Here is a 9077-nt window from a genome sequence, read left to right as displayed (position 1 = left end):
GGTACCGCACCGGCTCGATCATCGCCTCGAACTCGGCGCCCAGGCCCGCGTCGCCGCAGACGAACCGGGCGCGCAGCAGCGCCTGCGCCTCCCACACCCGTGACCAGCGGGCGTAGTACGCCGCGTACGCGGCGAGGCTGCGGACCAGCGGACCCTGCCGACCCTCCGGGCGCAGGTCGGCGTCGACGCCCAGCGGCGGGTCGGGGGCGGGCACGCCGAGCAGTCGACGAAGTTCCTCGGCGATCGCGTGCGCGGCGGCGCTGGCGGCGCTCTCGCCGACCCCGGCGGGCGGGTCGTAGACGAAGAGCACGTCGGCGTCGGAGAGGTAGTTCGACTCGTACCCGCCGAGCCGGCCCATGCCGATCACCGCGAACCGCAACCCTTCCGGCGCGGGTTGGCTGGCCTGGGCGGCCCGCAGCGCGGCGGCCAGGGTGGCGTCGGTGACGTCCGCGAGCGCCGTACCGACCTGGGTGATGTCGGACAGGCCGGGAGCCGGCCGGTTCGCGCCGTCCGGTCGGGTGGGTGTGGGTGCGAGCGAACCCGCCCGGCAGAGCACGTCGGCGCAGGCCACCCGGACCAGTTCCCGACGGCGCAGCGCGCGCACCGCGCTGGTCGCCTCCACCGGGTCGGCGTGCCGGGCCGCCGCCGCCAGGAACCCCTCCCGCAGCACCTCCGGCGGGCGCGGGGCCAGCTCGTTCTCCTCGGCCAGCAGCCGCAGCGCCTCCGGATCACGGGCCAGCAGGTCGGCCACGTACCGGGACAGGGCGAGGACCCGGGCCAGCCGGCGGGCCACCGGGCCGCCGTCGCGCAGCAGCCGCAGATACCAGGGGGTGCTGCCCAGCTTGTCGGAGACCTTGCGGTAGTTGAGCAGCCCCCGGTCCGGCTCCGGCGCGTCGGCGAACTCGCTGAGCAGCACCGGCAGCAACGTGCGCTGGATGGCGGCTGTGCGGCTCACCCCGCCGGTGAGCGCCTGGAGGTGACGCAGCGCCCCGGCCGGGTCGGCGAAGCCGAGGATCTCCAGGCGGTTGCGGGCCGCCTCCGGGGTGAGTCGCAACCCGTCGGCCGGCACCCGGGCCACCGACTCCAGCAGCGGCCGGTACAGCAGTTTGGCGTGCAGTCGGCGTACCTCGGTGGCGTGGGTGACCCACTCGGCCCGGAAGCTCTCGACCGCGCTGCGCCCCGGCGCGGCCGTGAAACCCAGCGCGGCGGCGAGCCAGCGCAACGCGCCCGGTTCGGCGGGCACCGTGTGCGTACGACGTAGCCCTTGGAGTTGCAGTCGGTGCTCGACGCTGCGCAGGAAACGGTAGCCGCGCAGCAGGGCCTCGCCGTCGGCCCGACCGACGTAGCCGCCGGCGACCAGGGCGCGCAACGCCGGGATGGTGCCCGGCTCGCGGAGCGTCTCGTCGCCGCGACCGTGCACGAGTTGCAGCAACTGGACGGCGAACTCGATGTCGCGCAGCCCACCGGGACCGCGCTTGATCTCGCGTTCCAGCTCCTTCGGCGGGATGTTGTCGATGATCCGGCGACGCATGGCGCGGACGTCCTCGACCGCCTCGGGTCGTTCGGCGGCCCGCCAGACCAGCGGCGCGAGCTGGTCGATCCACTCCTGGGCCAGCGGCAGGTCACCGGCGGCCGGGCGGGCCTTCAGCAGCGCCTGGAACTCCCAGGTGCGTGCCCACCGCCGGTAGTAGGCCAGGTGGCTGGCGAGGGTCCGCACCAGCGGGCCACGGCTGCCCTCGGGGCGCAGCGCGGCGTCGACCGGCCAGGCGACCAGCCCACAGATGGAGATCAACCGGGTCGCCACCTGGGTCGCGGCGGACAGGTCGGCGTCCTCGGCGGCGACGAAGATGACGTCCACGTCGGAGACGTAGTTCAGCTCGCCGCCGCCGCACTTGCCCATCGCCACGACCGCCAGCCGGGGCCGCTCGGTGCCGTCGGCCAGCTCGGCGACAGCGATCTCGTACGCCGCTGACAGCGTCGCGTCGGCCAGCGCGGAGAGCGCGGCCATCGTCTGCTCCAGGCCGCGACCGCCGGTGAGGTCGGCCGCCGCGATTCGCAACAACGCCAGGCGGTACGCGGTCCGCAACGCCGCCACCGGGTGGCCGCCGTCGGCCGGCTCCAGCCGCCCCTCGGCGATCGGGGCGAGCCCGTCCGGGGCGGTCCGCAGCGCCTGGTAGTGCTCGGGGTGGGCCACCAGGTGGTCGCCGAGCGCCGACGAGGCGCCGAGCACCGCCACCAGCCGCCGCCGCAGCCCGGGGTCGTTGTGCAGGTCCGCGAGCAGCGGCGACTCGACACCGCCATCGGTAGCGCGGCTCCCGGCGGTGCCGTCGGCGCTGCGGCTCTCCGCTTCCACGATGCGGTGCAGCTGCCGCAGCGCCAGGTCCGGGTCGGCGGCCCGGGACAGCGCGGCGAGCAACTCCGCGGCGGCCTCGTCGACCGGCTCCTGCTCGGCCTTGACCACCGACCCGTTGTCCCGGTCGACGTCCACCTCGTGCTCGATGTCGCCCGCGACGATCTCGACGCTCCACACCGGCCGGCCGTTCTCCTGCTCGGCTTCGACCTCGACGATCTGGCCGCCACCGGCCTTGGCGAGCGCGATCTCACCGGCACGCGTCTCGTCGACCGCGCTGCCCGCCGGCGCGCTACCGGTCGACGGCGTACCGGCCGACGGCGTACCGGATGGGGTACCGGACGACGGCGTGCCGCTCGACGGCGTACCCGATGGGGCCGACGGCGTGTCGGTGGCCGGCGGCGCGACGGTTGCCGCGGCGAGCGCCGTGCCGCCGGTCCGCGAGTCGTTCGCGGCGGTGACGCCGAGCGCGACCCCGGCCACCGCCAGCACCGCCGACCCGCCGACCGACGCCAGAAGCAGATTGGTGCGCTTCATCGTGGTGTCCACCTTTCCTCGGTTGTCGACTCCGAGGATCGGTCAGGTTGGGATAGCACCGCGCTGTCCGGACGCTAAGGCCGGGTTAAGCCGAGGATCCCGTACCGCCCTCTCGGGACTGCGCGTCGGCTTCGAGCGGTCAGAGCGCCATCCGCATGAAAACGTCGGCGCGGGCGTACGGCGGCAGCGGGATCTGTTCCGGATCGACGTGCTGGAAGCCGACACTTTCGTAGAGGTGCACGGCGTTCGCAAGCTTGGTGTTGCTGCCCAGGAACAGGGTGGCCGCGCCGAGCTGGCGGGCGCGCGCGATCGCCAGCTCGATGAGCTGACGGCCGATGCCCCGGCCGCGGGCCGCCGGGGCCACCGCCATCTTCGACAGTTCGAAGACCTCCGCCGAGCTGCGGATCAGTGCGACACAGCCGACGATCTCCCGGCCGTCCCGGACGATCAGCACGTCACCACCCGGGTCGACGATGGCCGAGAACGGGTCGTCGAGCGTCTTGCGGTCAGACTCCTCAAGGGCGGCGAAGAAGTGGGAGATCCATTCTTCGTTCAACGTCCGGAAGGCCGCGGCCTCCTCGGCGGTCGTCATGGACGTGACGGTCAGCGTGCTCGGATTCATGGTTCGATTCTCTGAGCCCGCTATCCGAACGTCCAATATCTTGTTCCGAACAATCTATATCCTTGGCATATGGATCCTGAACTGCGCCATCTGCGGTACTTCGTCGCGGTCGCCGAGGAGCTGCACTTCGGTCGGGCCGCGGCACGGCTGCGGATGGCCCAACCGCCGCTGTCGCAGCAGATCCGCCAGCTGGAGGCGATGATCGGTACGCCGCTGTTCGCTCGTACCTCCCGGTCGGTGACGCTGACGCCGGCGGGTGAGGCGTACCTGATCCGGTGCCGGCGGGTGCTGGCCGCCGTCGCCGACGATGTGCACGAGGCGGGCCGGATCGGCCGTGGCGAGCAGGGACGCTTCGACATCGGCTTCGTCAGTTCGGCGATCCAGCTCGGACTGGCCGGGCCGATCCGTCGGTTCCGGGAACACCATCCGGCCGTTCACCTGCGTCTGCACGAGGCGTTCACGGCGCAGATCGTCGACCGGCTGTTGACCGGCGAGATCGATGTCGGCGTGGTCCGGGACGCGGACGACCACGACGACCTGGTCGGCACCACATTCGCCACCGAGACCTTCGTCGCCGTCCTGCCGGCCGACCACCCGCGCGCGAAAGACCCCAGCATCGACGCCGCGCTGCTGCGCGACGATCTGTTCGTCTTCTTCCCCCGGGTGGCCGGCGAGCGGGCCTACCAGCGCAACCTTCGACCGTGCCTGGACGCCGGCTACACACCGCGCGTCGTCCAGGTCGCCAGCAGTTGGAACACTCTGGCGCACCTGGTCGCAGCCGGCCTCGGGGTCACGATCGCGCCGGCGAGCATCTCCGCAGTGGTGCCCCCGCCGGTGGCGGTACTGCCGTTGACCGGCACCGGGGCCACCACGGAGATGCGGATCCTGCGCCGCCGGGATGACGACCGGATCACCTCGACGAGCTTCGGGGCCGTAGGGCAGGTGCCCTGACCTCGACGGCACAAGAGCAGCGTCGACGGCACGGCAGGGGCGGATCCGCCCGTACCCGGCTACCCTCGCCGGTTGAGCTCCGCCTCCAGTCGCTGGACGAGCGTCTTGCGGTCCTTGCTGGCGCGCTCGTTGCGCAGCGCGGTCTTCAGCTGTCGCGTGTCGAGGCCCCGGACCAGCTTGGTCGCTTCCGCGACCGACATCTCCGACATCCGGCCGGCCGTGGTGGCGTCCCGACGGGCGCGTTTCGCCGGCCCGGTGTTGGCGACGTACTGCCTGCCGGATCGGGACGCCTCGCGCTTCTTCGTGTCGGTCGCGCGCCGCTGGCTCTCCGACATCTCCTCCCAGGCCTTCTTGGGCAGGTAGCGACTCGTCGTGCCGTCCTTGCGCGCCCGGGTGTCGCCCTCCTTCGTCTGCCATTTCTCGTTGCCCCAGCGCTGGAGCGACTTCTGCCGCTCGTCCTTTTCGCCCAGGAATCCGCCGCCGCGCTTCTTGTACTCCTGAGTGACCAGCTGTGACTTGCGCGCCGACCACTGCCCCGGCCGGCCGCCCTTGTCGGAGGCCTTGACCTCTTCTTTGATCTGCTCCCGGAGCTCGGGTTTCGTGTACCGCGCCATAACTGGCAGCTACCCGGCGCCGCACCGGCTATGCGTCCCGCGGCGACGCCGGAGGCCCGAGTCGGAGCAGCACCTGGGCGCCGCCCGTCGGTCCGGTGCGCACCTCCAGCCGACCGCCGGCGGCCTGCGCGGCACGCCGGGCGATGACCAGGCCGAGGCCGGTGGACCCGGCGGCGCTCGCGCCCCGCCGGATCGCCCCGGCGGGCATGCCCGGGCCCTCGTCGGCGACGGTGAGCACCACCTCGCCCGCCTCGCGCGCGAGCCGGACGGCGAACGGCGTGCCGTCGGGGGTGTGCGCAAAGACGTTGCCGAGCAGGGCGTCCACGGCCGCCGTCAGGTTGTCGGCGGCCACACCGACGGGAAGCGGGCCGGGCGTCAGGTCGAGGGTGACGGCCCGGCCGGTGTCCTCGGCCAGCACCGACCAGAACGCGACCCGGTCGGCGACGATCGCCGCCGCGTCCGAGGCGGCCGGCTGCGCCGCCGGGTTGTGCCGCCACCGGGCCTGCCGGATCAGCCCGGTCACCGCGCGTTCGAGCCCGTCGGCGGCGGCGGTGATCCGGGCGGCGTCGTCCGGGTCACGCAACGACTCCGCCTCCAGGCGCAACGCCGTCAGCGGCGTCCGCAGCTGGTGCGACAGGTCGGCGACCTGTTCGCGTTCCTGCACCAGGAGCACCTGGATCCGGCTGGCGAGATGGTTGAGCGCGCCGGCCACCTCACGCAGTTCGGGGGGACCGGCCGGCGTGACCCGGGCGTCCAACTCGGCGTTGGCGAGCCGGTGGGAGACGGCCGAGAGGTCGCTGATCGGCCGGACCAGGGTGCGCGCCAGCCGGTCGGCGACCGCCAACCCGATCAGCACGAGGATCACGCCGAGCAGCGCCAGCACCAACCAGGCCCGGGTCACTCCGGCGGTCAGCTCGTGCTGCGGTACCGCGATCCGGATCACCCCGGTGCCGTCGGCCCGCCCCTGCACGGCGATGACCACCTCCCGGCCGGCCGCCGACTCCCCGGTGAGGCTCTGTCCGCGCGCGGCGAGGGCCACCGCCGGGGTACGCGGTGTCTGGGCGCCGAGCACCGTGCCGTCGGGCAGGAAGACGCTCACCGGTCGCCCGGACTCGGCGGCGAGCTGCTCGACGGTGAGCCGGATGGTCGCCGCGTCGGCGGTGCCGACCACCGGCACCAGGCTCTGCGCGTCGGCGGTGGCCCGAACGGTGGCCCGGTCCTCGGCGACGGTGCGGACCAGCAGCGCCAACGGCACCAGGAACGCGATGAGGGTGAGGACGCTGACCGCGGCGACCAGCAGCGCGAGGCGGGCCCTCACGGCTGCGCCGCCGGGGCTTCCAGACGCACCCCGACACCCCGCACGGTGTGCAGGTAGCGAGGCTGCTGGGCGTTCTCCCCCAACTTGCGACGCAACCAGGACAGGTGCACGTCGACGGTCTTGTCGGCGCCGCCGTACGGGATCTGCCAGACCTCGGTGAGCAGTTCGCGTTTGGTGACCACCTGGCCGGGTCGGCCGGCGAGGTGGTGCAACAGGTCGAACTCGCGGGGCGTCAGCTCGACAGCGGTCCCGTCCAGTGTGACCTGCCGGGCGCGGGGGTCGACGCGGAGCCCGCCGACGACCAGCGTCGGGTCCTGCCCGTCGGGGCCGGAGGGGCCCCGGCGCAGCACCGCGCGGGCGCGGGCGTCGAGCTGCGCAGCGGTGAACGGCTTGACCACGTAGTCGTCGGCGCCGGCGTCGAGCACCCGGACGATCTCGGCCTCGTCGTCGCGGGCGGTGGCCACGATGACCGGCACCGAACTGACCGCGCGCAGCATCCGCAGCAACTCGCGGCCGTCCAGGTCGGGCAGGCCCAGGTCGAGGACGACGAGGTCGGGTCGGTCCTCCAGCGCGTCGCGGAGCCCGGCCATCGCGGTCGAGGCCGCGGCCACCGCGTGGCCGCGTTCGCGCAGGGCCCGGATCAGCGGGGTACGGATCGTCAGGTCGTCCTCGATGAGCAACAGGCGGGCCACAGCTGGCAGGCTAACCGCTGTCAGTGGCAGCGAGGCGCACGTTAACCGTGCCTTAGCGTTCGGATGTGCCAACCACGAGGCCGGATCGGGGATAGTCAGGCAATGGGCCGTCGTTCGATCCTCATCGCCACCGGGTGGGTGGCCACCGCCGCCGTGGCCACAGTGATCGGGTTGGGCGCGATCCGGTTGGTGGGTGAGAGCATCACCGGCACCCCGGGTGGGGTGCGCAGCGCGGCGGAGATCGAACGGGCGCTCGCCTCACCAGAGCCGGCGCCCACCGGCGCGACGGGCAGCGCCTCGGCCGCGCCAGGCACGACAGGCCCCGCGCCGAGCGCCAACTCCGGGGCCCGTCGGGGGTTCGCCACCGACGGGGGCATGGCCGTGGCCGAGTGCGGCCCCGGCGGCGTACGTCTCGTCTCCTGGGCGCCCGCGCAGGGTTACCGGGTCCGCGACGTGGACCGGGGCCCGGACGACGACGTCGAGGTCACGTTCCAGGGGGCGGCCCGGGAGTACGAGTTGAAGGTGCGCTGCATCGGCTCGGAGCCGGTGGCTGTCGCCGACGACTGACGACCGGCGAGCAGTCATGGTGCGGGGCACGGCGGGCTCAGCGGCGTTGCAGGGCGTCCACCAACCGTCGGAGGGTCGCGCGGGCGTCCTCGAGATCACTGAGGCTGAGGCCGGCCCGGTCCACGGCGTCCCGGCGGTCAGCGTCCGAGCGTTCCAGTAGGCCGGTGAGCGTGGCCCGGCCCGCTTCCGTGAGTGTCACGAGTGGCGCTCGGCGGTGATCCGGGTTGTCGTGCAACTCCACCATTGCGGCACGGGCCAGGTCGTCGACCACCCGCTGCACGCTCTGTCGGGCCAGGCCAAGTCTGCGCGCCGCGCTGGCGACGGTGCGGGAGCCGTCGGAGAGCACGCTCATCACGTGCCATCGCGCGGCAGTTTGCCCCTCTGCTCGGGCAAGCTGCTCGCTTGAGCGCCGAGACTCGCCCGCCAGTTCGTACACGTCCGCCATCAGCAGCCGGTACGCATCGACCCGTTCCCGATCCGTCACGGACGGCATGGTACCAAACATTGACAGCCTACTACCCAAATGACAGCATGCTGTCATGATTCTTCGACTGTGGAGCGGATGGACCGAGCCCGCTCACGCCGACGCCTACGAGCGGTTGCTGACACAGGACATCGCGCCCGCGATCCTCGCCCGGGGCGTGGACGGGCTTCGGGAGCTTCGGGTTCTGCGTCGCTCGCCGCAGGAGCTGGACCCCGCCACGGGCAGCGAGTTCCTCACCGCCATGACATTTACCGACTTCGCCGCGGTGTCAGCCTTCACCGGGGGCGATCCGTCAACGTCCGTCGTCCCGCCAGCCGCCCGCGACCTGCTCGGGCGCTTCGATCGGCGATCCCGGCACTATCTGAGTCGTGCGGTGTTCCGCGACGGTGCCGGGAGCACCACGCTCGGATGAGCTGTCCGCCGCCTCACTGACCCGTTGGCTGCTCGCGGTCGGCGTCTCGGCCGAGGGCGACCATGCGCAGGGTCTCCTCTCGACGACGCACGAGCAGCACCCCGGCCAGGAAGGTCACCGGCCCGACCAGCACCAGCATCGCCCACTGCGCCGGCACCAGGGGGATGGCATGTCCCATGTGCATGGTCGAGGTGACCCAACCGGCGAGGGTGCTGTCGATCACCAGGGCGAGGGCCGCCACCGGCAGGAGCATGACGACGATCCGCCGGCGCACCCCCGGGCTGAGCGTGGCCACCGCGACCACCATGGCCAACGCGGCGAGCGCCAGGCCCGCGACGTAGAGCCAGAGCACCAGCTCACTGCTCGACTCGAGGTCGTAGAAGACCTGGTAGGACACCCCGCCGACGACGCTGAACGCGGGACTGGTCACCCGGTTCGTCACCAACAGGGCGACCACCGCGACTGGCGCGAGCAGCAGCGCCAGCAGTCGGCGTACGCCCAGCACCGCGATCGCCCGGCGACGCGGCACC

The 9077-nt window shown here is 72.8% G+C and carries 10 protein-coding genes; 3 read left to right on the top strand and 7 right to left on the bottom strand.

Features of this window, described 5'->3' with window-relative positions:
* On the bottom strand, positions 1-2887 hold a 2887-nt coding region (locus KBX53_RS12650; RefSeq protein ID WP_309140764.1), incomplete at its 3' end, for a bifunctional [glutamine synthetase] adenylyltransferase/[glutamine synthetase]-adenylyl-L-tyrosine phosphorylase.
* Between the two features lie 139 nt (positions 2888-3026).
* Complete coding sequence (locus KBX53_RS12645; protein ID WP_210859312.1) at positions 3027-3509, bottom strand: GNAT family N-acetyltransferase; 483 nt, start codon at positions 3507-3509, stop codon at positions 3027-3029.
* A gap of 69 nt (positions 3510-3578) precedes the next feature.
* On the opposite strand from KBX53_RS12645, the gene KBX53_RS12640 reads away from it, so the two are divergent.
* Complete coding sequence (locus KBX53_RS12640) at positions 3579-4460, top strand: LysR substrate-binding domain-containing protein (RefSeq protein ID WP_030330435.1); 882 nt, start codon at positions 3579-3581, stop codon at positions 4458-4460.
* A gap of 59 nt (positions 4461-4519) precedes the next feature.
* On the opposite strand, the gene KBX53_RS12635 is transcribed toward KBX53_RS12640, so the two are convergent.
* The 3 genes from KBX53_RS12635 to KBX53_RS12625 are packed head-to-tail and all read right to left on the bottom strand — an operon-like array spanning position 4520 to position 7084.
* Entirely contained in the window at positions 4520-5074 is a 555-nt protein-coding gene (locus tag KBX53_RS12635; protein WP_210859311.1) for a DUF5872 domain-containing protein, read from the bottom strand.
* A gap of 28 nt (positions 5075-5102) precedes the next feature.
* A complete protein-coding gene (locus tag KBX53_RS12630; RefSeq protein WP_210859310.1) occupies positions 5103-6392 on the bottom strand; it encodes a HAMP domain-containing sensor histidine kinase in 1290 nt (429 codons plus the stop codon).
* Entirely contained in the window at positions 6389-7084 is a 696-nt protein-coding gene (locus KBX53_RS12625) for a response regulator transcription factor (protein ID WP_210859308.1), read from the bottom strand. The genes KBX53_RS12630 and KBX53_RS12625 overlap by 4 nt, the downstream gene beginning before the upstream one ends.
* A 102-nt stretch (positions 7085-7186) precedes the next feature.
* Between KBX53_RS12625 and KBX53_RS12620 the strand changes: the two genes are divergently transcribed.
* Complete coding sequence (locus KBX53_RS12620; protein ID WP_210859306.1) at positions 7187-7651, top strand: septum formation initiator; 465 nt, start codon at positions 7187-7189, stop codon at positions 7649-7651.
* 37 nt (positions 7652-7688) lie between these two features.
* Here the strand turns inward: KBX53_RS12620 and KBX53_RS12615 are convergent, their stop codons facing one another.
* Complete coding sequence (locus KBX53_RS12615; protein ID WP_209444520.1) at positions 7689-8135, bottom strand: MarR family winged helix-turn-helix transcriptional regulator; 447 nt, start codon at positions 8133-8135, stop codon at positions 7689-7691.
* 55 nt (positions 8136-8190) lie between these two features.
* On the opposite strand from KBX53_RS12615, the gene KBX53_RS12610 reads away from it, so the two are divergent.
* Positions 8191-8547 (top strand): hypothetical protein, encoded by a 357-nt coding sequence (locus KBX53_RS12610; RefSeq protein ID WP_210859304.1) that lies wholly within the window; start codon positions 8191-8193, stop codon positions 8545-8547.
* Positions 8548-8560: 13 nt separating this feature from the next.
* Here KBX53_RS12610 and KBX53_RS12605 read toward each other — a convergent pair.
* Positions 8561-9077: hypothetical protein (locus KBX53_RS12605; protein WP_210859303.1), on the bottom strand; the 517-nt coding region annotated here is incomplete at its 5' end.

The sequence above is a fragment of the Micromonospora sp. M51 genome (assembly GCF_018070305.1).
Taxonomy (GTDB): Bacteria; Actinomycetota; Actinomycetes; order Mycobacteriales; family Micromonosporaceae; genus Micromonospora; species Micromonospora parva.
The sequence above is the reverse complement of the archived record's forward strand: the minus strand, read 5'-3'. Positions and strand labels throughout refer to the sequence as shown.